Source organism: Bradyrhizobium sp. USDA 4472 (genome assembly GCF_054058595.1).
In genome coordinates, this window is record NZ_JBSSAM010000001.1 from 6349241 (window position 1) to 6372336 (window position 23096).

The 23096-nt window shown below is 64.6% G+C and carries 19 protein-coding genes, 2 tRNA genes and 1 pseudogene; 7 read left to right on the forward strand and 15 right to left on the reverse strand.

The features are described 5' to 3' along the window. Window positions 1-166 precede the first annotated feature (166 nt). On the reverse strand, window positions 167-1537 hold the full coding sequence (gene ntrX / locus ACVWZ4_RS29810; RefSeq protein ID WP_456703551.1) for a nitrogen assimilation response regulator NtrX: 1371 nt from the start codon (window positions 1535-1537) through the stop codon (window positions 167-169). A 17-nt stretch (window positions 1538-1554) separates the two neighbouring features. After that, a pseudogene (locus ACVWZ4_RS29815) lies at window positions 1555-3970 on the reverse strand (ATP-binding protein). A 181-nt stretch (window positions 3971-4151) separates the two neighbouring features. On the opposite strand from ACVWZ4_RS29815, the gene ACVWZ4_RS29820 reads away from it, so the two are divergent. Continuing rightward, window positions 4152-4298 carry a hypothetical protein gene (locus ACVWZ4_RS29820; protein ID WP_456703549.1) on the forward strand — a complete coding sequence of 49 codons (147 nt, stop codon included), beginning with the start codon at window positions 4152-4154 and terminating at the stop codon, window positions 4296-4298. Between the two features lie 170 nt (window positions 4299-4468). On the opposite strand, the gene ntrC is transcribed toward ACVWZ4_RS29820, so the two are convergent. Genes ntrC through dusB form a run of 3 tightly spaced genes read right to left on the reverse strand, consistent with a single transcriptional unit; the run spans window position 4469 to window position 8088 of the window. Continuing rightward, window positions 4469-5911, reverse strand: coding sequence for a nitrogen regulation protein NR(I) (gene ntrC, locus ACVWZ4_RS29825; protein ID WP_456735112.1), 1443 nt, complete (start codon window positions 5909-5911; stop codon window positions 4469-4471). 9 nt (window positions 5912-5920) lie between these two features. Next, window positions 5921-7090: a two-component system sensor histidine kinase NtrB gene (locus ACVWZ4_RS29830; RefSeq protein WP_456703547.1), complete on the reverse strand. Its 1170-nt coding sequence runs from the start codon at window positions 7088-7090 to the stop codon at window positions 5921-5923. Further along, window positions 7087-8088 (reverse strand): tRNA dihydrouridine synthase DusB, encoded by a 1002-nt coding sequence (dusB, locus tag ACVWZ4_RS29835; protein WP_456703546.1) that lies wholly within the window; start codon window positions 8086-8088, stop codon window positions 7087-7089. Before dusB ends, ACVWZ4_RS29830 begins: the two co-directional genes overlap by 4 nt. 261 nt (window positions 8089-8349) lie before the next feature. Here dusB and ACVWZ4_RS29840 point away from each other — a divergent pair, with 261 nt between their 5' ends. Together ACVWZ4_RS29840 and ACVWZ4_RS29845 are read left to right on the forward strand one after the other, a co-directional pair. After that, a complete protein-coding gene (locus ACVWZ4_RS29840; RefSeq protein WP_456741727.1) occupies window positions 8350-9531 on the forward strand; it encodes a bifunctional 2-C-methyl-D-erythritol 4-phosphate cytidylyltransferase/2-C-methyl-D-erythritol 2,4-cyclodiphosphate synthase in 1182 nt (393 codons plus the stop codon). Between the two features lie 4 nt (window positions 9532-9535). Then, window positions 9536-10147, forward strand: a complete 612-nt coding sequence (locus ACVWZ4_RS29845; protein ID WP_456735109.1) for a CinA family protein — start codon at window positions 9536-9538, stop codon at window positions 10145-10147. 56 nt (window positions 10148-10203) lie between these two features. Here the strand turns inward: ACVWZ4_RS29845 and ACVWZ4_RS29850 are convergent, their stop codons facing one another. Beyond that, window positions 10204-10674, reverse strand: coding sequence for a type II toxin-antitoxin system RatA family toxin (locus ACVWZ4_RS29850; RefSeq protein ID WP_456741728.1), 471 nt, complete (start codon window positions 10672-10674; stop codon window positions 10204-10206). 6 nt (window positions 10675-10680) lie between these two features. Next, entirely contained in the window at window positions 10681-11637 is a 957-nt protein-coding gene (lipA, locus tag ACVWZ4_RS29855) for a lipoyl synthase (RefSeq protein WP_456741729.1), read from the reverse strand. Between the two features lie 130 nt (window positions 11638-11767). Here lipA and ACVWZ4_RS29860 point away from each other — a divergent pair, with 130 nt between their 5' ends. Continuing rightward, the gene (locus ACVWZ4_RS29860; protein ID WP_456741730.1) at window positions 11768-12370 is read left to right on the forward strand and encodes a DNA-3-methyladenine glycosylase; all 603 of its coding nucleotides are present in this window, start codon (window positions 11768-11770) and stop codon (window positions 12368-12370) included. A gap of 2 nt (window positions 12371-12372) precedes the next feature. Here ACVWZ4_RS29860 and ACVWZ4_RS29865 read toward each other — a convergent pair whose 3' ends face one another. From ACVWZ4_RS29865 to ACVWZ4_RS29890, 6 genes are all read right to left on the reverse strand, one after another. Continuing rightward, the gene (locus tag ACVWZ4_RS29865; protein ID WP_456735105.1) at window positions 12373-15249 is read right to left on the reverse strand and encodes a valine--tRNA ligase; all 2877 of its coding nucleotides are present in this window, start codon (window positions 15247-15249) and stop codon (window positions 12373-12375) included. Window positions 15250-15378: 129 nt separating this feature from the next. After that, window positions 15379-16155, reverse strand: coding sequence for a PopZ family protein (locus ACVWZ4_RS29870; protein ID WP_456741731.1), 777 nt, complete (start codon window positions 16153-16155; stop codon window positions 15379-15381). Between the two features lie 302 nt (window positions 16156-16457). Next, window positions 16458-17864 carry a TolC family outer membrane protein gene (locus tag ACVWZ4_RS29875; RefSeq protein WP_456705281.1) on the reverse strand — a complete coding sequence of 469 codons (1407 nt, stop codon included), beginning with the start codon at window positions 17862-17864 and terminating at the stop codon, window positions 16458-16460. A gap of 205 nt (window positions 17865-18069) precedes the next feature. Continuing rightward, the gene (locus tag ACVWZ4_RS29880) at window positions 18070-18732 is read right to left on the reverse strand and encodes a protein-L-isoaspartate O-methyltransferase family protein (RefSeq protein ID WP_456703539.1); all 663 of its coding nucleotides are present in this window, start codon (window positions 18730-18732) and stop codon (window positions 18070-18072) included. A gap of 136 nt (window positions 18733-18868) precedes the next feature. Beyond that, on the reverse strand, window positions 18869-19048 hold the full coding sequence (locus ACVWZ4_RS29885; RefSeq protein WP_456741732.1) for a hypothetical protein: 180 nt from the start codon (window positions 19046-19048) through the stop codon (window positions 18869-18871). A gap of 208 nt (window positions 19049-19256) precedes the next feature. Next, window positions 19257-19331: transfer RNA gene (locus tag ACVWZ4_RS29890), tRNA-Asn, on the reverse strand. A 268-nt stretch (window positions 19332-19599) separates the two neighbouring features. On the opposite strand from ACVWZ4_RS29890, the gene ACVWZ4_RS29895 reads away from it, so the two are divergent. Continuing rightward, complete coding sequence (locus ACVWZ4_RS29895; RefSeq protein WP_456741733.1) at window positions 19600-20847, forward strand: transporter substrate-binding domain-containing protein; 1248 nt, start codon at window positions 19600-19602, stop codon at window positions 20845-20847. 242 nt (window positions 20848-21089) lie between these two features. Here the strand turns inward: ACVWZ4_RS29895 and ACVWZ4_RS29900 are convergent, their stop codons facing one another. Beyond that, a complete protein-coding gene (locus ACVWZ4_RS29900) occupies window positions 21090-21353 on the reverse strand; it encodes a hypothetical protein (RefSeq protein WP_456703536.1) in 264 nt (87 codons plus the stop codon). A 275-nt stretch (window positions 21354-21628) separates the two neighbouring features. On the opposite strand from ACVWZ4_RS29900, the gene ACVWZ4_RS29905 reads away from it, so the two are divergent. Together ACVWZ4_RS29905 and ACVWZ4_RS29910 are read left to right on the forward strand one after the other, a co-directional pair. Further along, window positions 21629-21835 carry a hypothetical protein gene (locus tag ACVWZ4_RS29905; RefSeq protein ID WP_456735088.1) on the forward strand — a complete coding sequence of 69 codons (207 nt, stop codon included), beginning with the start codon at window positions 21629-21631 and terminating at the stop codon, window positions 21833-21835. Between the two features lie 74 nt (window positions 21836-21909). Next, window positions 21910-21983, forward strand: a tRNA-Cys gene (locus tag ACVWZ4_RS29910). A gap of 348 nt (window positions 21984-22331) precedes the next feature. Here the strand turns inward: ACVWZ4_RS29910 and ACVWZ4_RS29915 are convergent. Beyond that, on the reverse strand, window positions 22332-23069 hold the full coding sequence (locus ACVWZ4_RS29915; protein WP_456703534.1) for a tRNA-uridine aminocarboxypropyltransferase: 738 nt from the start codon (window positions 23067-23069) through the stop codon (window positions 22332-22334). Window positions 23070-23096 lie beyond the last annotated feature (27 nt).

Genomic DNA, 23096 nt, shown 5'->3' on the forward strand with positions numbered 1-23096 from the left:
GTTCCTCATGAGATCCCCCTCGGAGGAACCGCCAATCGATTAGAGGACAGGACGGCTTATTAGGCAAGCCGCTTCACGCGGCAGGCGACGTCCGTCTTCTCCGAAAAACTACGGAAATAGTTGTTTTTCCTCTGGTATCCCCAAGGTCTGGGCGCGACGTCGGGCATTAGCCGACGCCGAGCGCCTTCAATTTTCGGTGCAGCGCCGAACGTTCCATGCCAACAAACTCGGCCGTACGAGAAATATTTCCTGAGAAACGGCTGATCTGTGCAATCAAATAGTCGCGCTCGAAAACTTCGCGCGCCTCGCGCAGCGGCAGTCCCATGATGTGCTCGCCATTGTTGCTGGTCGGCATCGCCGGGACCATCGAGCCGACATCCTGGGGCAGCATATCGGCGGTGATGATCACCTCCGGACCGCCGGCGGCTAGAATCATGACTCTCTCAACATTGTTGCGGAGCTGACGCACATTGCCGGGCCAGACGTGCGATTGCAGCACCGCCATCGCGTCCTGCCCGATCTGCCGCCTGGGCAAACCGCTGCCGGCCGAGATCTGCTCCATGAAGTAGTCGATCAGTTCGGGGATATCCTCGCGCCGCTCCGAGAGTGCAGGCACGCGAATCGGCACCACCGAGAGCCGGTGATAGAGGTCCTCGCGGAAACGACCGGCCGCGATCTCCTCTTCGAGATTGCGCGCGGTGGACGAGATGATGCGCACGTCGACCTGCACCTTGGCGGTGCCGCCGACGCGCTGGAACGACTGCTCGACCAGCACGCGCAGAATCTTGTTCTGGGTTTCGCGCGGCATGTCCGCGATCTCGTCGATGAACAGCGTGCCGCCATGGGCCTCTTCGAGCGCGCCGGGCTTGCGCGGATGTTCGCCGTTGGACTGCTCGATGCCGAACAGTTCATGCTCCATCCGCTCCGGCGTGATCGCTGCTGCGTTGATGACGACGAAGGGACCGTCGGCGCGGCCCGAAGCCATATGCAGCGTGCGTGCGGTCAATTCCTTGCCGGCGCCGGCGGGGCCGACGATCAGGATGCGGCTGTTGGCCTTCGCCGCGCGCTCGATGGTCTGGCGCAGCTGGTTCATGCTGGGCGAGCGGCCGACGAGCGAGCTGGCGCTCGGCGCGAGCTGCTTCAGCTCCTTGACCTCGCGCTTGAGCCGCGAGTTCTCCAGCGCGCGGTTGGCGACCAGGATCAGGCGATCGGCCTTGAACGGCTTCTCGATGAAATCATAGGCCCCGCGCTTGATCGCGGCGACCGCGGTTTCGATGTTGCCGTGCCCGGAGATCATGACGACCGGAAGGTCGGCGTTGTCCTTCTTGACCTGCTCCAGCAGCTGCAAGCCGTCGAGCTTGGAGCCCTGCAGCCAGATGTCGAGGAACACGAGATGCGGCCGGCGGTTGGCGATCTCGGCGAGTGCCGAGTCGCTGTCGCGCGCGGTCCTTGTGACGAAACCCTCGTCTTCGAGAATACCCGCGACGAGATCCCGAATATCGGCCTCATCATCGACAATCAGAATTTCACTTGCCATGGGTCGCGCCTGCCTTTTCAGCTGCCTGTCGAGGCTTCGATTTTCGTTGAATCATCATTGGTCTTTTCAGCCGGCTCTCTGGTTTCAGGCGCCGGCACTTTTGTTTCCTGCGTCGGGGCGGAATCCGCAGCGGTTTGCCGGGGATCCGCCGCGGCCGCGTCCTTGGCTGCTGGCGCCTGCTCGGCGGCTCCCTGGGCCTTTCTTGGCCTCGCCGGAGATCGCAAACCGCATCCGCATCCACGCGCCACGCTGGCCCTGGCGGAAGTCGGAGGCATCCTTCAGCTCGATCCGGCCGCCATGGTCTTCCAGCACGCGACCGACGATCGCAAGGCCAAGGCCGGTGCCCTTGGCGCGTGTCGTCACATAGGGCTCCAGCAGCCGCGAGCGCGCGACCTTGGGCAGGCCGATGCCGTTGTCGACGACGTCGATCAGCACGTCCTCGCCTTCCCGCGACACCACGACGTCGATGCGGCCCTTTCCGCCGTCCTTGCCGAGCTCCTCCGGCGGGACCTGCTCGATCGCCTCGGTGGCGTTCTTGACGATGTTGGTCACCGCCTGCGAGATCAGCCGGCGGTCGAACTGGGCGCGCAGCGGATCATCCTTGAACTCGGCGTCGATATCGAGCTCGGGATGGGCGACCTTCATCAGGAACACCGCCTGCCGCACGGTGTCGGCGACGTCCTCGCCTTCCATCACGGGTTTCGGCATCCGCGCGAAGCGCGAGAATTCGTCGACCATCCGCCTGATATCGTCGACCTGGCGCACGATGGTGTCGGTGCATTGCTCGAAAATCTGCTTGTCCTTGGTCTCGGTGATGTCCTTGCCGAACTTGCGGCGAATGCGTTCGGCCGAGAGCTGGATCGGCGTCAGCGGGTTCTTGATCTCGTGGGCGATGCGCCGCGCGACGTCGCCCCAGGCCGAGGTACGCTGCGCCGAGACGAGTTCGGTGATGTCGTCGAGCGTGATGATGTAGCTGTCGTGCGGCTGGTTCTTCTCGGCGCTGACACGGACCGACAGATTGCGTTCCTGTCCGTCGCGCGTGATCGTGATCTGGCCCTGGACCAGGCGCTGGGTCCCTTCCCGCGCCGTCTGCATCATCTCCTCGAGTTCGGGCAACACGTCGGAGAGCGGATGGCCGAGTGTCTCCGCCTCGGAGTGCCCGATCAGCTTCTCGGCGGAGCGGTTGAGGATGCCGACGCTGCCCGAGGTGTCGACGCCGATGATGCCGGCGCTTGCTGAGGACAGCACGGCCTCGATGAAGCGGCGGCGGCTGTCGATGAGATCGCTGGCGTTGACGAGCTCGTCGCGCTGGCTGCGCAACTCCTGCGTCATCTTGTTGAAAGTCTCGCCGAGCTGGGCGAGATCGCCTTCCGACTGATGCACAGGCACCTTCACGTGGAGATCGCCGGTCGAGACGGTGTGGGCCGCGTTCATCAGCCGCCGGATCGGCGAGACCAGCGAGTTGGCGAAGTTCAGACCGATCAACACGGAGGCCATCAGGATGGTCAGCGCGATCACCGCGAACATCAGCGCGAACGCGACCTGGATCCCGAGCCGGCGCGATTCGATCTGGGCATATTCGGCGACGCTGAGCTCGGTCTGCTTCAGCTGGGCGACGACGTTCGGATCGAGCGGACGCGCGACATAGAGGAAGGTGTCGCTGAAAGCGCGCAGGCGGATCACCGCAGCGACGTAACTCGCATCCGGGAGGACCGCGATCTCCGGCTCATTCTCGTTGACGTTACTGAGGAAATCAGGCGCCGGAGGCGAATAGGCCAGCCGCATGCCGGTGTCGGCGGATTCGAGGATGTTGGTGTCCTTGTCGATGATCATCGCGCCCGGCAAATTGCGCGAAGCGGCGCTCGACGTCAGCAATTCACGGAACGAGCGGCGATCCTGGTCGTAGAGCGGCCTGGCATGGGCGATATCGTTGGCCATGCCGATAATGTCGCCGCGGATCAACTGGGCGTGGTCCTGCATATAGGCCCGCGCGATCGTCAGCGAGTTCTGGATGACTTCCTTGGTGGGACCCGAGAACAGCCGGTCGAGGCCGCGCTCGATCGTGACGTTGGCCACGACGGCGACCAGCACCGCGGGCAGCACGGCGACGATCGAGAACAGGCTGACGATCTGGACATGGAGGCGTGCCGCCGCTCGTCCGCGCCGGCGGGCCAGGATCAGCTGCCAGAGCTCGCGGACGATGATCCCGACCAGCAGCAGGATCGTGCCCGCATTGATGAGATAGAATGAGCGAACCACTTCCGGCGTCGGCTCGATGCTCGTCAGGCCGGTCAGGACCATGAACGTCAGGAACGCCGACAACAGCGCCAGTGCGACCGCAAACGGCGCCAGCCAGCGCCGCACCGACCAGCGCCGGGGCTCTTCCGCTGGGGCCGAGTCAAAGGATGCGGCTGAGGTATCTGCGCTGGTCATTCCGGCAATGGGTGCTGAAAACGGGGTCCGCGTGGCGGATACTGATGTATTCCTACCACATTGTTGCCGAATTGCGACAAATCCGCGGCGTGTTTCCCGCAATGGACGGGCGCATCCACAGGGATGGGCTTCTTGCGAGTTTACCCCGGAACGGAATCAGCGTCCTCGGGCTTGACCCGGCATGGATCGCATTTTTTTGGGCATTATGGTATCGGCCGTGCTGCTGCTGATTGTTGCCTCTGACCTGTTGGTCAACGGCCCCAGCAGGCAGGAGCAGACGGCGGAATTCGCCAACATTCAGCCGGTCATGGCCCGCCTGATCAGATAGGTGCGGCGCCAGGCCCGGCGGTCCACGGCAAAATTGCGATATTCCCGCGGAACATTTCAGCCCTGTCAGGACTTCTGCTCACCGCGCCAGCCACAAGGGCCAGCGCGATCCGGACAGGCTCAGCTCCGCTCTGGTAGGGGGAGCTGAGCCATTCGTCCGTTCTGAGAGCCTTACCCCCCGCTCCTGTACACCTGGATATCGAGATCCCGGATCTTCTTCCGCAGCGTGTTGCGGTTGAGGCCGAGCAGATCGGCCGCGCGGATCTGGTTGCCGCGGGTGGCGGCCAGCGCGGCCGTCAGCAGCGGCACCTCGATCTCCTTGAGGATGCGGTGATAGAGGCCCGGCGGCGGCACGCCATTCGGGAATCCCTGGAAGTGCGACGAGAGATAGGCTTCCACCGCGCCGCCGAGATTGTCGACGCCCTGCTGGACCGCGGCCCCGGGGCTGACCGTGGGCGGCGCCAGCTCGCCGTCGATGACGGAGCCGGTGATCACGTCCTGCGGATAGAGGGCTGCGAGACGACGGGCGAGATTTTCCAGCTCGCGCACGTTGCCGGGCCAGCGGTGCTGCTTCATCCGCTCGAGCGCCAGCGCGTCGAGCTTCTTCGGCGGCAAGCCGTCCTTCTCCGCGAGCGCGAAGAAGTGCCGCACGAGATCCGGCAAATCCTCGATGCGCTCGCGCAAGGGAGGCAGTCGCAGCGGCACGACGTTGAGGCGGAAGAACAGGTCTTCCCGGAAAAGGCCCTGCTGGATCAGCACGCGCAGGTCCTTGTTGGAGGCCGCGACGATGCGCACGTCGGTCTTGATCGGGGTGCGGCCGCCGACCGTGGTGTATTCGCCCTGCTGCAGCACGCGCAGGAGACGGGTCTGCGCCTCCATCGGCATGTCGCCGATTTCGTCGAGGAAAAGCGTCCCGCCCTCGGCCTGCTCGAACCGGCCGGACGCGCGCGTGTTGGCGCCGGTGAAGGCGCCGCGCTCATGGCCGAACAATTCGGACTCGATCAGGTCGCGCGGGATCGCCGCCATGTTGACCGCGACGAACGGCCCGTTGCGGCGCTTGCCGTAATCATGCAGCGCGCGCGCCACCAGTTCCTTACCGGTGCCGGACTCGCCCGTGATCATCACGGTGAGGTCGGTCTGCATCAGGCGCGCGAGCACGCGGTAGATTTCCTGCATCGCGGGCGAGCGGCCGACCAGCGGGATCGCCTCCATCTCGCCGTCCTCGTCGGCCGTTGCGACCCGCTCCTTGGGCTCCGCCAGCGCGCGGCCGACGATCGCGATCAGCTCCTTCAGGTCGAAGGGCTTCGGCAGGTATTCATAGGCGCCGCGCTCGGAGGCGCGGATCGCCGTCATGAAGGTGTTTTGCGCACTCATGACGATGACGGGCAAGTTCGGCCGCATCTTCTTGATCCGCGGCAACAGGTCGAAGGCGTTTTCGTCCGGCATCACCACGTCGGTGATGACGAGATCGCCCTCCCCCTGGCTGACCCAGCGCCACAGCGTCGCGGCGTTGCCGGTCAGCCTGACCTCGTACCCGGCCCGGGAAAGTGCCTGGTTGAGAACCGTGCGGATGGCGGTGTCGTCATCAGCTACGAGAATGCTACCTGCGGGCATCGTTAATCCTCATCTTGCGCCCTGTGATGCAGACGACGACTTCCCGGCAGAGCCGTCGCGACTGCTGTGATCAGCGTGTTTGACCGATGTGGAATACATCGGCATCAGCACGCGAAAGGTGGTCTTGCGCGGCTGAGACTCGCATTCGATGATGCCCCCGTGATCGCCGACGATCTTGGCGACCAGCGCAAGACCAAGGCCTGAGCCGGTCTGCTTCGTGGTCACGAAGGGGTCGAACAGATTGGGCAGAAGATCGTCCGGCACGCCTGGTCCATTGTCCCTCACGCAGAATTCCAGCGGCAGGGATACCCGGGTTTTTTGACCGGGGACTGACAGGCGCACGCCGGGGCGGAACGCGGTGGTGAGCTGGATCTCGGCATCGGGCACGTCGATCAGCGCTTCGGCGGCATTCTTCACCAGATTGAGGAACACCTGGATCAGCTGGTCCTGGTTCGCCAGCACCGGGGGCAGCGACGGATCGTAATCCTCGACGAAGCGGATGTTGCGGGCAAAGCCCGACTGCGCCAGCCGCTTCACGTGATCGAGCACGGAATGGATGTTGACGGGGCCGCGCACCACGGGCCGCTCGTCGCCGAACACCTCCATGCGGTCGACCAGCGTCACGATGCGGTCGGCCTCGTCGCAGATCAGCCGTGTCAGCATGCGGTCCTCGGTCGAGGCCTGCTGCTCCAGCAGCTGCGCTGCGCCGCGGATGCCCGAAAGCGGGTTCTTGATCTCGTGCGCGAGCATCGCAGCGAGCGCGATCACCGAGCGCGCGGCGCTGCGATGGGTGAGCTGGCGGTCCATCTTGTCGGCGATGGAGCGCTCCTGCAGCATCACCACGATATGGCCGGGCCGCTCGGTGAGCGGAGCCACATGGAGATCAACCTGGCGGTCGCCGCCCATGCGCGGCGTGCCCAGATCGACCTTGTATTCGTTGACCGGCGCGTTCGACGAGCGCACCTGGTCGATCAGCGCCAGCAGCGGGCTGCCGAACGGCACCAGCTCTTTGAGTGACTGCCGCTTCAGGAACTGCGTCGAGATCTCGAAGAAGGCTTCGGTCGCGATATTGGCGCCAACGATCTTGCCGTCCGGCCCGATCATCAGAACGGGATTGGGCAAGGCATCGAGGATTGCGTCACTATCGGCTGGCTGGCGATGGTCGGCGGCTGAGGTCATGCAGCAGCGCTCCATGCGAAGTCATCGAACGCATCCTGCAGCGACCGGTGGATGAGGTCAGAATCCTCGGAGGTCAGGATCTTCTGACGCCAGCCTTTCAACGTCTCGATCGGCGCGCCGCTCGCTTGCGCCGCGACGTCGAGCGCCCAGCCGAGATGTTTTCGCGCATGCTTCAGGCCGACGCGCAGGCCGTAGAGTGCGCAGATGCCGTCGTAGAGCGTGCGGACGTAATGCAGCTGCGTCGCGAGCGACGGTGTGGCCTCGGCAGCCCCGCCGTTCAGGCGTCGGCCGATCTCGCCGGGCAGCCACGGTTGGCCCTGCGCGCCGCGGCCGATCATCACGGCGTCGGCGCCGGAGGCCTGGAGCGCCGCGCGCGCCTTCTCGTAAGTGGTGATGTCGCCGTTGACGACGAGCGGAATGGAGACGGCCTCGCGCACCGCGCGGATTGCCTCCCAATCGGCCTCGCCCTTGTAGAACTGGCAGCGGGTGCGGCCATGGACGGTCACGAGCTTGATGCCGGCGGCCTCGGCGCGGCGCGCAAGCTCTGGCGCGTTGCGGGTGCGGTCGTCCCAGCCGAGCCGCATCTTCAGCGTCACCGGCACCTTTACGGCTGATATGGTCGCCTCGATCAAGCTGAGGGCATGATCGAGATCGCGCATCAGGGCCGAGCCGGACTGACCGCCGGTGACGTGACGGGCGGGACAGCCCATGTTGATATCGATAATGTCGGCGCCCTCGGCCTCGGCGATCCGGGCCCCCTCCGCCATCCAACGCGCCTCGCAGCCAGCGAGCTGGACCACATGCGGCCCTACGCCGGTCGCTTCGCAGCGCAATCGCGACATGCGGTGGCCTTTGGCCAATTCATCGCTGGCAGTCATTTCCGATACGACGAGACCCGCTCCCAGCTCGGCGGCGAGCTTGCGAACGGGTGAATCGGTTACGCCCGACATTGGTGCCAGGAAAACCGAGGTTGCGACCTCGATGTCGCCTATTTTCAACGGCTTAGAGCCTGATCCTGCCGAGCCGGTCACAGTGGTCCCGTTGAGTAGGCAGGGCCTCATCGCGTCTGCCGTGGCCTATCTTGCGCACAATTCTTGTGCAGTCAAGCATCATGCCTACAGTTTAGACAGTTCTGCAGATCTTTCAAGTGCAGCGCAGCAAAATGCGCTGTCCCACATTCAGGGAAACCCCTTTTTTTGCGGGCCTACCGTGCTAGAGGCATGCGTCAATCACCCCAGGCAACAGAATATTCGAGTCCCATGGCGAAATCACAGCGCACTGCAGTCGTTCTTGTCGCGGCCGGACGTGGCCTGCGCGCAGGCGCCGGTGGCCCCAAGCAATATCGCGAAATCGGCGGCGTGCCCGTGATCTACCGCGCCATGGAAGCCTTCAGCACCCACCCTGACGTCTTCGCCGTGCAGCCGGTGGTGAACCCCGACGACGGCGCCATGTTCACGGCAGCGGTCGCAGGCCTCAAGCACGAGGCGCCGGCCGGCGGCGGCGCGACGCGCCAGGCCTCGGTGCTGTCAGGCCTCGAAGCTCTCGCAAAACACAAGCCCGACATCGTCCTGATCCACGACGCCGCGCGTCCCTTCGTCTCTTCTGGCGTGATCTCGCGCGCGATCGAGGCGGCAAGCCGCACCGGCGCTGCCATCCCCGTCGTCCCCGTCACCGATACCATCAAGGTCACGAGTGCGAACGGCGAAGTCGAGGACACGCCTGACAGGGCAAGCTTGCGGATCGCGCAGACGCCGCAATCCTTTCGTTTCGATGTCATCCTAGAAGCGCATCGTCGCGCGGCCAAGGACGGACGCTCAGATTTCACCGACGACGCCGCGATCGCCGAATGGGCGGGATTGACGGTTGCGACCTTTGAAGGCGATGTTGCCAACATGAAGCTCACCACTCCCGAAGATTTCGTGCGCGAGGAAGCGCGCCTGGCCAGCCTGCTCGGCGATATCAGGACCGGCACCGGCTATGACGTGCACGCCTTCGGCGAAGGCGACCACCTCATGCTCTGCGGCGTGCGCGTGCCGCATGCCAAGGGTTTTCTTGCCCATTCCGACGGCGATGTCGGCCTGCATGCGCTGGTCGATGCCATCCTGGGCGCGCTTGCCGACGGCGACATCGGCTCGCACTTCCCGCCGAGCGACGCCAAGTGGAAGGGCGCCTCCTCCGACCAGTTCCTGAAATATGCCATCGAGCGCGTGACCGCGCGCGGCGGCCGCATCGCCAATCTCGAAGTCACGATGATCTGCGAACGGCCGAAGATCGGCCCGCTGCGCGACGTCATGCGCGCGCGCATCGCCGAGATATCAGGCGTCGACATCTCCCGCGTGGCCGTGAAGGCGACGACCAGCGAGCGGCTCGGCTTCACCGGCCGCGAGGAAGGCATCGCGGCCACCGCGAGCGCCACTATCCGCCTCCCCTGGAGCGCGTAAGGTCATGGGCGGCAGCGACGCACGCGCCCTCTCCCGCTCGCTGCTCGATCTGTGCCGGATGCGCAAGCTGACGATCGCGACCGCCGAGTCCTGCACCGGCGGCCTCGTCGCCGGCGCGCTGACCGACATCCCCGGCTCGTCTGATGTGATCGATCGCGGCTTCGTCACTTACTCCAACGACGCCAAGCGCGCGATGCTCGGGGTCGAGGTCTCAACGCTCACCAATTTCGGCGCCGTCAGCAGGGAAACCGCAACCGCGATGGCAGTCGGCGCGCTCGAGCGGGCGGATGTCGATCTCGCGGTTGCCATCACCGGCATTGCGGGCCCCGGCGGTGCTACCCCCGGCAAGCCGGTCGGTCTCGTCCATTTCGCCGCCGCCGCGCGCGACGGCCGCATCATCCATCGTGAGCAGCGTTTTGGCGCGATCGGCCGCACGGCCGTGCGCCAGCGCTCGGTGGTCGAAGCGCTCCGCATGCTGATGGAGCTTGCCCGAGGCCCGCAAGCCGCGGCCAAGCCGCGCCGCGCCACTGCAGCGACGAGGCTGCGTCCTCGTGCGACGCGCTCACCGCGACGACATGCCGTGAAGCGCAGACCGCCGCGCTCCCCGCGGGGGTGAGCGCCCTCCAAGCTTCGCAGGCGGGTCGGTACTGCGCTTGCGCGCAACGCGGACGGCTAGGACGACGCCAGCTTCGGCCGGCCGTAGATCGCGTCGGCGCGCTTTTCGAATGCGGTGGAAAACCGCGCGAAGGCTGCGTCGAACATCGAGCCCATGAGCATCGCCAGCATCCGGCTCTTGAATTCGTAGGCAAGGAAGAAACCGACGTCGCAGACGTCGTCGCCCCTGGGCTCGAACGTCCAGCGGTTTTCGAGATTGCTGAACGGACCTTGGAGATATTCGACCAGGATTTTCAGATTCGCGCGGTCGAGCGTCACGCGGCTGGTGAACGATTCCTTGACCAGCTTGAACGACACCGTCATGTCGGCGACCAGCACCTCCGTACCATCAGGCTTGCCCATGCGCTGGCGGATCTTCAGCGCGCTGCACAGCGGTACGAATTCCGGGTAGCGCTCGACGTCGGCGACCAGATCGAACATCTTGGATGCGCTGTGAGTGACACGGCGCTTGCTCGAAAATCTTGGCATGGCAGTTCAGCGGGCGTTAGCTGCCCGCGCAGCCTTCAGTTTCGCAAAGTCCTCGCCGGCGTGGTGCGACGAACGGGTCAGCGGGCTCGCCGAGACCATCAGGAAGCCCTTGGTGTAGGCGACCTTTTCGTAAGAGCTGAACTCGTCCGGCGGCACGTAGCGCATCACGGCGTGGTGCTTGCGGGTCGGCTGGAGGTATTGCCCGATGGTCAGGAAATCGACGTCGGCCGAGCGCAGATCGTCCATCACCTGTTGCACCTCGTGGCGCTCCTCGCCGAGGCCGACCATGATGCCTGATTTGGTGAAGATGCCGGGATCGAGCTCCTTGACCCGCTGCAGCAGCCGGATCGAGTGGAAGTAGCGCGCGCCCGGCCGCACCGTCAGGTAATGCGAAGGCACCGTCTCGAGATTGTGGTTGAAGACGTCGGGCCGCGCCGCGACCACGACTTCGAGCGCGCCCTCCTTGCGCAAAAAGTCCGGCGTCAGGATCTCGATCGTGGTCGAGGGGCACGCGGCCCGAATCGCGCGGATGGTCCGGGCAAAATGCCCGGCGCCGCCATCGGCGAGGTCGTCACGGTCGACCGAGGTGATGACGACGTGCGCAAGGCCGAGCTTGGCCACGGCCTCGGCGACATTCTGCGGCTCGGCCGCATCCAGCGCGTTGGGCAGTCCGGTCTTGACGTTGCAGAACGCGCAGGCACGGGTGCAGGTGTCACCCATGATCATGAAGGTCGCGTGCTTCTTGTCCCAGCACTCGCCGATGTTCGGACAGCCCGCCTCCTCGCACACCGTGTGCAGGCCGTTGGCGCGCACGATGTTGCGGGTGTCGGCATAGCCGCGGGTGTTAGGCGCGCGCACGCGAATCCAGTCCGGCTTCGCCGGCGAAGCGGAATCAGGTCGGTTCACCTTTTCGGGGTGTCGTGGGCGCAGCGGGTTCGTGATGGTATCGACAATAACGACCATGATCTGTCCGGTCTGTTCAGGTCCTACCTAGTCGGTCTGGCTGCCTGCCGCAACCCGGCTCGCGCCGCTTCAGGGAACATGGCAGATATGGGCAATATCCTGCTCTGTTCTCAGGCGATTCTCACCCCGAATGGCTCCAGTTTCGAAGACTTCCACACCACGGCTGGGCAAGCTCCTGAAGCGGTCCTTTTTCGACCGCGATGTCCGCGAGGTCGCGTCCGATCTGATCGGCGCGACCATGCTGGTCGACGGTGTCGGCGGCATCATCGTCGAGGTCGAGGCCTATCATCATACCGAGCCGGCTGCGCACTCCTACAACGGCCCGACCCCGCGGAACCAGATCATGTTCGGTCCACCGGGCTTTGCCTATGTCTACCGTTCCTACGGCATCCACTGGTGCGTGAACTTCGTCTGCGAGCGGGCCGGGTCGGCCGCCGCCGTCTTGATCCGCGCGCTGGAGCCGACGCATGGGATCGCGGCGATGCGCCGCCGTCGCCATCTCCAGGACGTGCACGCACTGTGCTCGGGCCCGGGCAAGCTGACAGAGGCGCTCGGCATCACGATCGCGCACAACACCCTGCCCCTGGATCGCCCACCGATCGCACTGCATGCGCGAACGGCGGACGTCGAGGTCGCGACCGGCATCCGCATCGGCATCACCAAGGCAGTCGAGCTGCCCTGGCGCTATGGCGTCAGGGGCTCCAAATTCTTGAGCAAGCCGTTTCCGAAGTAGGCCTACGACGCCTGCTTGAGCCGCTCCAGCGCCTCGAGCAGCTTGGCCTTGCGGGCCAGCGCCGCCTCGCGCTTTTCGCGCTCCTCCTCGACGACCTCCTCGGCCGCGTTGGCGACGAACTTTTCATTGGCGAGCTTCGACTCGGCACGCTTGATGTCGGCCTCGGCCTTGCCGATTTCCTTGTCGAGCCGCGTACGCTCGGCGGCAACGTCGATGACGCCCTTGAGCGGCAGCGCGGCCACCTCGCCGCGGACCAGCAACTGAACGGCTCCGTCAGGCGCACGATCTGCGAAGGAGATATCCGACAGCCGCGCCATGCGCTTGATGACGTCGGTCCAGCGCGGCGCACGTTCCCTGGTCTCGGCCGAGGCGCCCGCGAGCACCAGTGCCGTCAGCGTCGCCGGTGCGATGTTCATCTCGGCGCGCACCGAGCGGATCTGCGTGACGAGGTCGATGACCCAGCCGATCTCGGCTTCCGCCTTGGGATCGGTGAAATCGGCATGATCGAAGATCGGCATCACGAACGCAGGCGTGATCAGCGGATCAGTCGGTCCGGCCGCAGCCGCGAGCATCGCGAGCTGCTCCGGCGTCGGCCCGGATGGCTTCAGCGGCCAGGGCGCCAGTGCGAGCAGGCCGTCGCGCTTGGCCGTGACCTCCCACAGCTCTTCCGTGATGAAGGGCATGAAGGGATGCAACAGCTTCAAAATCTCGTCGCGTGCCCAGGCGACCATGGCGCGGGTCTCATCCTTGGCAGGACTGTCGGGGCCGAGCAGCACGGGCTTGGCGAGCTCGACATACCAGTCGCAATAGACGTTCCAGACGAAGCGGTAGATGCTGCCTGCCGCATCGTTGAAGCGATAGGCCTCGATGGCCTCGGTCACCTCGCGCGTGGTGTGGGCGCTCTCATGCGCGATCCAGCGATTCAGCGTTTCCTTCGCCTTGGCCGGCTCGAACCCCTCGGGCACCGCGCAGTGGTTCATCTCCGCGAAGCGCGAGGCGTTCCACAGCTTGGTCGCGAAATTGCGGTAGCCCTCGACGCGGCTGGTGGCGAGCTTGATGTCGCGCCCCTGCGCCGCCATTGCAGCCAGCGTAAAGCGCAGCGCGTCCGCGCCATATTCGTCGATCAGGTGGAGCGGGTCGATGACGTTGCCCTTCGACTTCGACATCTTGGCGCCCTTCTCGTCGCGAACGAGGGCGTGGATGTAGATCGTCGAGAACGGCACCTCCTTCATGAAGTGCAGGCCCATCATCATCATCCGGGCGACCCAGAAGAAAATGATGTCGAATCCGGTCACCAGCGCGTTGGTCGGGTAGTAGCGCTGCACTTCGGGCGCGTCTTCGGGCCAGCCGAGGGTCGAGAACGGCCACAGCGCCGAGGAGAACCAGGTGTCGAGCACGTCCTCGTCGCGGGTGATAAAGCCCTCGCGCTTGTTGCGATCGAGCGCCATCTCGCGGCCCTGCTCGACCGTGATGACTTCCTGCTCGACGTAATAGCCCAGCGCGTGGCTGACGGCCTCTTCCTCGGTCTCCGCGACGAACACCTTGCCATCAGGACCGTACCAGGCCGGGATCTGGTGCCCCCACCACAGCTGGCGCGAGATGCACCAGGGCTGGATGTTCTCCATCCACTCGAAATAGGTCTTTTCCCAGTTCTTCGGGACGAACGACGTCTCGCCCGAACGCACAGCCGCGATCGCGGGTTTTGCCAGGGTCTTGGCGTCGACGTACCACTGGTCGGTCAGGTACGGCTCGATCACGCTGTTGGAACGGTCGCCATGCGGCACCATGTGGGTGTGCGGCTCGATTCGCTCGACGAAACCGAACGATTCCAGCCGCTCGACGATGCGCTTGCGCGCCGCGAAGCGGTCGACCTTGTTGAACTCCTCGGCGAACTGCAATGCGCCTTCCGGCAGGCCGCGCAGATAGTCCTCGTTGTCGAGGAGATCGAGGCGACCTTCCTTGTCCAGCACGCTGATGCGGCGCAGGCCGTGGCGATTGCCGACCTCGAAATCGTTGAAGTCGTGTGCCGGCGTCACCTTCACAGCGCCCGAGCCCTTCTCAGGATCGGAATATTCGTCCGCGACGATCTTGATCTTGCGGCCGACCAGCGGCAGCACAACGTTCTTGCCGATCAGCTTCTGATAGCGCTCGTCCTCGGGATGCACGGCCACGCCGGTATCCCCGAGCATGGTCTCAGGACGCGTCGTCGCAACCACGATAAAGGTCGCGGGATCCTCGGGGTTGAAGGTCTTGCCTTCGATCGGATAGCGCAGATACCAGAGGTGACCCTTGACCTCGGTCTGCTGCACTTCGAGATCGGAGATCGCGGTCAAGAGCTTGGTGTCCCAGTTCACCAGGCGCTTGTCCTTGTAGATCAAGCCATCGCGGTGCAACTCGACGAACACCTTGACCACGGCCTTCGACAGGCCCTCGTCCATGGTGAAGCGCTCGCGCGACCAGTCGCAGGAGGCGCCGAGGCGCTTGAGCTGGTTGATGATGGTATCGCCGCTCTCGGCCTTCCACTCCCAGACTCGCTCCAGAAACTTCTCGCGGCCCATCTCGCGGCGGCCAGGCTGCTGGCGCTCCATCAGCTGGCGCTCGACCACCATCTGGGTGGCGATGCCGGCATGGTCGGTACCGGGCTGCCACAACACGTCGCGGCCCCGCATCCGCTCGAAACGGCACAGGATGTCCTGGAGGGTGTTGTTGAGGGCGTGGCCCATATGCAGCGAGCCCGTCACGTTCGGCGGCGGGATCACGATGGTGAAGGGCACTGCGTCGCGGCGGTCGGGACGGCCGGCCTTGAAGGCAAGGCTGTCCTCCCACACCACGGACATGCGGGCTTCGATATCGGCGGGCTGGTAGTTTTTCTCGATCATGGGGCTGCTAGAAAGCCGCGCGCGGGGTTCAAGTCAACGGAAAGCTCAGCGGCAAAAGGGCTTTCCGGCCCGACCGGCAGGTCAAATATGACACAGGAGCAGGGCTTTATCGCGGCCGTGCGGCTTGCCTCAGCGGCCGCCGCGCGAGACCCGCTCGATTTCGGCCTTCACAATGCGTTCGACCAGGCCCGGCAGATTGTCGTCCAGCCAGGATTTCAGCATCGGACGCAGCATCTCCTTGACCAGATCCTCCAGCGTCCGCGCATTGCTGCTGAGCACCGTGTGGGCCAGCGAGTTGAAGGCGGATTCGACCGCCGACACGGTCGACTGAGCCAGAATCGGCTGCTGCGGCGGCAGCGGCGGCGCGTCGAAATCCACCGGTGCATAGGACGGCGCAGGTGTCGGACGGGGCGGCGGCGCCTCCGCGAATTCGAGATCATCGCGCGGCTCGACCTTGTGGAAGTTCGGCGGCGGCGGCGCTGGTGTCGGCTCCGGGTCCATCGCCATATCGTCAGTCAATTCGAGCACGTCGCCTTCAGCTTCGGGCTCGGGTTCCGGCGCGCGGATTTCGGGCGCCGCGGTGGCCGTATCGAGCCCCGCCAGCAGCGCGTCGATGTCGTCCTGGCTGTTGGGGCCGGCATCCGCTGCGGGAGGCGGTGATGGTGGCGGCGGCGCAGGTTTTGCGACCGGCGATGGCGCCGGCTTTTCAGCAGCAGGTTTTGCGGCTGCGATCTTGGATGGCGGAACGTCAGCCATCGCCTGCGGCTTGGGTGCGGGCGCAGCAGCCGGCGAAGGCTTTGCTGTCTCCGCTGGCGGCGGCTTGGCCTCGTCATCGGCAATGATGCGCCGGATCGAGGCCAGAATCTCCTCCATGGAGGGTTCTGTGACCTTTGCAGGCTGCGTCATCTCCGACTCCACATCATCAACGCCCTCGCATGCGTTGTTTTACACCAAGCACGACAGGATTGGCCTGTTCCGGACGTGTGCCACGACATTTTCGTCGCGACAGTCAGACTTGTCCCCAGATCACGGCTCAACGTGAGGCGGTGCGCCCCTGCCCCGCCACCCAAGCATCACGCACGCAACACCAAATGCAGGGCGAATCGACCCGCAGCTTCCAGGCAAGGCTATGTCAGGGATTTTGATGAATGCAAGCAAGGCGCCGGTCAGCCTCGTCTGTTTGCGAGGCCGACCGGAGAACCAGGCAATCAGCGTCCGTCAGGCGTGCGCACGCCAGCCCAGCTGTCGCGGACCTGCTGGTAATGCACGCTGGGATCGTAGACCGTTGTGTTGAGACCGAGCACCTGCGGTGCAAGCCGGCCGACCGCGCTCAGCACGGAGTACGACGCGACCACGCGGTCGTGTTGCGCAGTGACGAGTGCGACGCGCGCGTTGACCAGCGCCTGCTGGGCGTTGAGCACGTCGAGCGTGGTGCGCTGGCCTGCCTTTGCTTCTTCGCGCACGCCGTTCAGCGCGATCTCGGACGCCGTGACCTGGGCCTGCGCCGACTGCACCTGCGCCTTGCCCGCCTGCAGCTGACCCCACGCCGTCACCACGTTGGCACGGGTCTGGTCGCGGGTGGTTTCGAGGTTGAGGCGCTGCTGCGCCAGGTTTTCCTTGGACTGGCGGATCAACGAATATTCGGCACCGCCCTGATAGATCGGCGCATTGATCGAGGCGACCGCCGAGGCGCCGAACGAGCGGAAAATCGACATGGTCTGCTCGTAGGACTGCGTCGCCGCGACCTGGAAGTTGATCGTCGGCAGCAGCGCACCCTCGTTGATCTTCACCTGAAGGTAGTTGACGTCGATGCCGTACATTCCGGCGGTGACGTTCGGGTTCTCGATCAGGCTCAGGCTGACCGCGGCCGCGAGCGAGCCCGGCAGATAACGATCGACAGGCGAGCCCGGCGCGAGATTGCTCGGCTCGTTGCCGATGATGCGCCGGAAGTTGGAGCGGGTCGTGGTCAGGTTCGATTCGGCCGTCAACGCCTGGGTATTGCCGGCCGCCAGCTGCGCCTCGGATTGCGCGACGTCGGTGCGGGTCACCTCACCCACGTTGAAGCGGTCGCGCGTCTGCTTCAGTGTCTGCTCCAGCACGCGCACGTTGCTGCGCTGGACTTCCAGGGTCGCGGCATCGCGCAGATAATCCATGTAGACGGTGGCCGCCTGCAGCAGAACGGTCTGCTCCAGCACGCGCAACGCTTCACGCGCACCGGAGACCTGGCTCTCGGCGGCACGGGTCCGGTTGGCAGTCTGGTTGCCGTTGTACAGGTTCTGCGTCGCCGTCACACCGACGCTGCGCGGCGCGTTGGTGCCGTGGGTTTCGGTCCGCACGATCGCAGTCGGCGATCCGCCGGCCGTGGTGTTCGTATCGGTGTATTGAACGCCAGCGCTCGCCGTGACAGCGACCTTGGGGCGATAGCCCGAAAGCGCCTGCGGCACGTTCTCGTCGGTCGATCGCACCTGCGCGCGCTGCGCGTTGAGCTGCGGATTGTTCTGATAGGCGCGCACCAGCGCTGCCTCGATCGTATCCGCCAACGCAGGCGCCGGTCCGGCTAACGCCGTCAGGAGGACCGAAACCGCTGCTCCGGTGAAAAGCTTCACCCCATGCATCCCTGAAATTCCGTTCATTCTCACGCCAGGCCCGTGCCCGCAAACCTGGTTACCGTATCCGAGTGGACTCGTGGCCCCGTCGCAACATAGGACGGGGTCAAGCGCGACGGAACTACCTCAGGGTGGTTCTCAGCGGAAACTCTTCACGTGCAGCATCCCGGCCACACTTCTGATTCGGAACGGGATTTTAACGGGGTTTCGGCCGTCAGAAGACGAACGCGGCAGCCCGTTCCAGCCCGGGAAGCACCGGGGCTGCGGCGTCGAACAGGGGCCGGTAGCCGAATTCGCCGTGGGAGCGCGTCACAATCATGGCCCGCGACGGCCGGGATTCGGCCGAGACACCCACCAGGCGCCCCCCCTCCTTGAGCTGGCCGAACAGACCATGCGGCGTCACCTGGGTGGCGCCATTGAGGACGATCACGTCATAGGGCGCGGCAGATGGGTCGCCCTCGGCGCAGGGCGCGGCCTTGCAGGTGACGTTGGTGAGCCCGCTGGCGGCAAGGGCATCCCTGGCCTTTGCCACCAGCGCCGAATCGCATTCCGTTGCAGTGACCTGGCGCGCAAGCTTCGCGGTCAGCGCGGCGAGGTAGCCGGTGGCGCAGCCGACGACCAACACGTTGTCGCCTTCGCCGATCTCGGCGGCCTGGAGCAATTTGCCGATCAGCTGCGGCTTGAGCAGATAGCGCTTGGAAGCACCCTCGCCGACGTCGAGATCGAGGTCGAGATAGGCCAGGGCCTGGCGGCTCGCCGGCACAAACGCCTCGCGGGGAACCGTGAGCATGGCATCGAGAATGCGGCGATCGGTGACATCATTGGTGCGCACCTGGCCATCGACCATTTTTTGGCGCGCGGTCGAAAAACCGGACATTTGCGGAACCCTGCATGGCGGACGATGCCGCGGGAATGAATTGGCGGCATCTTTGGAACAGGCACCGCGAAAACGCAACACGTCCGTTGGCCTGCCAGCCAACGGCCAGGCAACGCACTCATCGGAGATGATTGGGCTATTCGATCGCGACGGCAAGGCGCCCGATCAGCGCCGCCACTTCGCCCAGCCGTGCCGAATCAGGCGTCTCGACCGCCCGGGCGAGACAGGCCAGGCATTCGTCGTCGCTCAACTCGGGGATAGCGGCCGGCGGAGTCGAGGGGGACTGATGGGCGCGGTCGATCTCGATGTCGGGCATGGGAATCAGCTCCATAAGAGTCCGGCCATGCCAAGCTCGATTTGAATTAAGTCGATTTGGTGCTGCCCGCGCGGCGATCGTGCCGCCGCCGCACACATCCGCGCGACGATCCTGCGCTGGCTTGCCCGCGAGAACGCCGAGAGAACGATCGAACAATATCGCGCGCGCATCAGCGGCGATCGCAACTTCTTGAAGATAAAGCGGAATTTGGCTCCCCGGGCTGGATTCGAACCAGCGACCATCCGATTAACAGTCGGATGCTCTACCGCTGAGCTACCGAGGAAAAGGCGAACCGTTCGTTCGCGCGCGGCTGCGTATAACAAAGCCGGTTGCGCTTGCAAAGGACGAATTCGTGATCACTCGCAAAGCATCGAGAAAGGGCCTACCGGGGCCCTCCTCCGGTAAGTCAGGGCGGGCCAAGACTTCATTCGAAATCCCCGATCGAAATCGGCCCCCGGCTCCTGACGTCGGCGCAGGCTCTGACCCGGGAATCCAAAATTCGGTAAATCGGGATATTTCGCGCGACGACTGATCCGCGGATCGGGTGTTTCGTGGGTCGGGCAACGCAATGGATGGTGTTTTATATTGGACTGGGCCATCAATCCCAACGGGACTGTCCCCGACGGGGCGGTTCGAGCACCGGGAAACAGCCATCGATGACTCGTCCGCAACCGGCGACCAGCTCTCGCGCTCGAGCCGCTCGACTGCGTTGGGCACTTGCGGCCGAGGCCGCCCGAGGGCTGGCGTTGGCACTGCTCTTCTGCCTGACCTGGTCCGCGGCTCAAGCCGAGACTGCCAAGCTCCGGGTGGCAACCCGCATAGTGCCGCCCATGGTCCTCGAGAAGAACGGCACGCTGAGCGGCTTCAGTATCGAGCTCTGGAACAGCATCGGCAAACGGCTGAACCGCGAGACCGAATACCTCGTGTTGCCCGATGTGAGCGAATTGCTTGACGCCGTGGGAAATGGACGGGCCGATCTCGCCATCGCAGCCATCTCGATCACGTCGGAGCGGGAGGACAAATTCGACTTCTCTCTGCCGATCATGAACTCGGGTTTGCAAATTATGGTGCGTGGCACGGCCGTCAATGTCCAAGCCAATCCGTTGCGCGAGTTGATGCAACTGTTCTTCTCACGGACCCTGCTGGTCTGGCTCGGCATTGCGCTTCTGCTCATCCTCGTGCCGGCTCATCTGATGTTCCTGGTCGAGCGAACGCATCACAGCGGAATCATTCCGACCCGGAAATATTTCCCGGGAATCTTCCATGCGATGTTTTGGGCTGCGGGCACGTTGGCCACTCAGGCCGACCAGATGCCCCGGCACTGGATGGCCCGGATCGTCGCTGTGCTGTGGATGTTCACCGGCGTGGTGTTCGTCGCCTTCTATACGGCGCAGCTGACCGCTTCACTGACGGTCCAGCAGATCAGGGGCCCGATCAACGGTCCGCAGGATCTCGTCGGCAAGACCGTCGGCACGACCCGAGGAAGCACCGCGACGGCCTATCTGAACGAGGTCAGTGCTCACATGGTCGAGTTCGAGAAAGTCGACGACCTCTACGATGCACTGTTGAAGCAACAGATCGACGCGGTCGTGTTCGATGCACCCGCCCTGCTCTACTACACGACCCACGACGGCCAGAGTTCGGCACGGATCGTAGGCGAGGTGTTTCACCGGGAAGATTACGGCATCGTCTTTCCGACCGGCAGTCCGTTGCGCAAGCAGGTCAACGAAGCGCTTCTGGGGCTGCGCGAGCGTGACACCTACCAGCGGATCTACGAGGAGTGGTTCGGCAAGCGCTAAAGTAGACGGTCGGCCGAAACCAGGACGCCGCGGTTCTGCCGAACAAGCGGTTGGTTTCGCCGCAAGACGATCCACGGCGCGCGCGCCGTCGTGAATTCGTCTGATGTGATCAGATGGTTCGTCCGATCTGCGCCTGGTACCCGCCGCTCAACAGCTTGTCCGCAGCATATCCACAGCGGCTTCCGGATGAATTTGTGCCGATCGAGCAAAGCACTTGCTGCGCACAAATCCACAGGGGCTGCTCAACCGCCGGCCTGGTCGAACACGGTGCGGCAAGCTTCGCTTAAGCTCGAGCGGTTACGCCGCAGACAGGCCGTGATGGCACGCACGTTCGGGATTTCGCCGGCGCAGAGCCGGTAGACGTCGGGGGTGCAAGCCCGCCGCTGCTCCGGCGTGCCCTGCTGTGCCTGGGCGGTGCTGGCGAACAGTGTCAGGAACAGCCCAACGGTCGAGGCACGACGCGCCCGGCTTCTCACACCTGCAGACCGCAAGAATCTCGCCTTCATGACCACTCTCCCGTGTGTCCTGACCGCCGGGCCCGCGTTGGCCGGTACGGCAGAGGTAGTAGGAACGAATTGCGGGCGATGTGATCTCCTTCACACTGGCCGTCACCTGGAGGCCTCCTGGAGTTCCCGTGGGACTCCCGCGTTTCCCTGGGATCTTTCAGAAATCGCTAACCAAAACGGGCGTGATGGTCCGATCGTTAAAAAGCGAACGATCGGCTCAATCGGGACACAAGCCGGCTTTGCGACCGTGCGCCATCCGCGTTCCGGAGGGTGCGATGAGCGAAGCCGAATTCAACCTGATGCTGGATGCAGTGCGCAACGCCATGATTCATGAAGATTTTGCGCCCGCGCCGGAGGAGGACTTGGTGCACCGTTGGTGGAGCTTCGATGCGATGCTCAAGAAAACTCTCAAAGCCGCGAACGACAATGAGGGCGCCTGGCCTTTGCTGCCCTTTCCGGAAGGCTGGCACGCCGCCGGCTGAGGCCTCGGCGTCAAGCGCGAGGCCTGCGGGGTTGCCTAAACTGTTGATCCCCTATATTGCTCCGCCCTCGTTGAGGCCACGTGGCGGAGTGGTTACGCAACGGTCTGCAAAACCGTGTACACCAGTTCAATTCTGGTCGTGGCCTCCATCACAACTCCCTGATATGCCAGCATAAAATCAACCGTTGCACCGGCCTCGCCGTGCCGCCGGAACTCTGCCGCGCGGGTGGTGTCACCGTGTTTACCTCTGGGCCCGCGGAAACTCCTGATTCAGGTCGTCTGGCATAATCGTCGCTTCAGCCGAGGATGCAGTCCCGACAAACGAGCGCCGGAGAGAGCACGTGGGCGAGATCGTCCGATTTACCCCGAAATCCGAGCTGGAACGGGCTCGCCTCATTCGCGAGGCGCGCGCGATCTATGACAGCGTCTTCCCGCCCTCCGCCGCCGATGCGGTGCCGCAGGAGGACGAGGAGAGCGTCGAGAACCAGCCGCGCCGCTCAACCCTTCTTGCCACGGCGGAAATCGCGCCGGCGGCCTTTCGGTGCCGGCTTCGGCGCGAGTTCGGGCATCTCGGCCTGAACCTCGCGGTAGCGTGTCAACAGCCGCTCAAAGCTGGCGTTCAGCGTCTCGGCGATATCGGGGCGCCGCTCGAGCCCGGCCAGCAATGTCGCCGCCGCCTCGATGGTCGATAACCCGTCCTTGCGTGGCTCGCGACGCAGGCGACCGTAGCGCGATGGGTGCGCCGGATTGAGGATCACGCGCTGGCATTTCAGCATCCAGGGATTGCGCCACCACAGCGCCTTGGCCTGGCTCCAGGTGCCGTCGAGCAGCACCACCCCTTCGAGCTTTCCCAGAATGGCCCGCTGGTTGTCCGCGACCTCGCCCTTGCGGTTGAGTGCGACGATCTCGCCGTCGACATCGAGGTCGGCCGCGCGGGCCGAGCCGAGATACAGCACGGCCCAGTGCGAGGCGTTCTCGATCGGATGCCCGAGCGCCTTGGACAGGCTCGGCCAGGACAGGCCGACCCGCACGGTGGCATCCTCAAAATGCTTCGCCAGCAGCCGCGCCGTGCCGAGCGCCCTGTCCTGCTCCTGCGGATGCTGCAGGATCAGGAGCGAGAGCTTGTTTTCGATGGGCGTGACACTGTCGCAGATGCAGAGCGGCATCGGCTTCCGGCAGTGCGGGCATTCGGGAATCGGCTCGGCCACGGCGGCCGTGGTTTCAGGGTTCGACATGATCGCCGCTATACGCTTCGTATGGTG